The organism is Mesorhizobium sp. M1A.F.Ca.IN.020.06.1.1 (assembly GCF_004023265.1).
Classification (GTDB): Bacteria; Pseudomonadota; Alphaproteobacteria; order Rhizobiales; family Rhizobiaceae; genus Mesorhizobium.
In genome coordinates this window covers 1-555 of sequence record NZ_RZSR01001714.1, presented here as the reverse complement: position 1 = coordinate 555, position 555 = coordinate 1, and the positions used below count along the sequence as shown (strand labels likewise).

General features: G+C 63.8%; 1 protein-coding gene. It reads right to left on the bottom strand.

What is annotated here, in order from left to right; translation table 11 throughout:
• Positions 1-82 precede the first annotated feature (82 nt).
• The coding region (locus EOA60_RS36515) for a DUF177 domain-containing protein (RefSeq protein WP_164899948.1) at positions 83-555 on the bottom strand (473 nt) is incomplete at its 5' end.

The following is a 555-nucleotide window of genomic DNA, read 5'->3' as shown; positions in this document are numbered from 1 at the left end:
GGTAAGGGGGCTCGCGAAGGTTCGGCGAAAATAGCGGTTTTGGGCTGCCGCACAACCAACTTTTCCAAAATCCAGGCCGCCTTCAGGATTTTCCGAGCAGCGAACGCAGCTTTTTCTGGAATTCGCTTTCCTCGGGCTGATCGTCACCCGCGCCCTCGAGCGAGGCGCCGGGCTTGCGCGGATAAGGGTCGATCGCCAGGCCGAAAAACTGCTCGGCGAGCGCCCCGACATCGATGGTGTCGCCGGAAAAAGTTTCCGGGCTGTCGGGCCCGTCGGCGTCGAGGACGATCTCGCCGCCGGCGTCGAAGCCTTCGCGTCCGAGTTTCGACTGCTCCGGCAAGAACAGCGCCTCGACGGGCTCGTCGATGTGAGCCGCGACCGGATCGAGTGTGACGATGCAGGCCTGGGTGATGTCGGCCTCGACGCGGCCGCTGACCTTGACGCCGTTGCGTTTCCAGGACGCCACCAAGAGCTCGGCGCGATAGCTCTCGACGGAAAGCAGGTCATGTTCGGCGGCAAGCGCAGTGCGCTGCCTTTCGTCGGCCTCGATTGCAA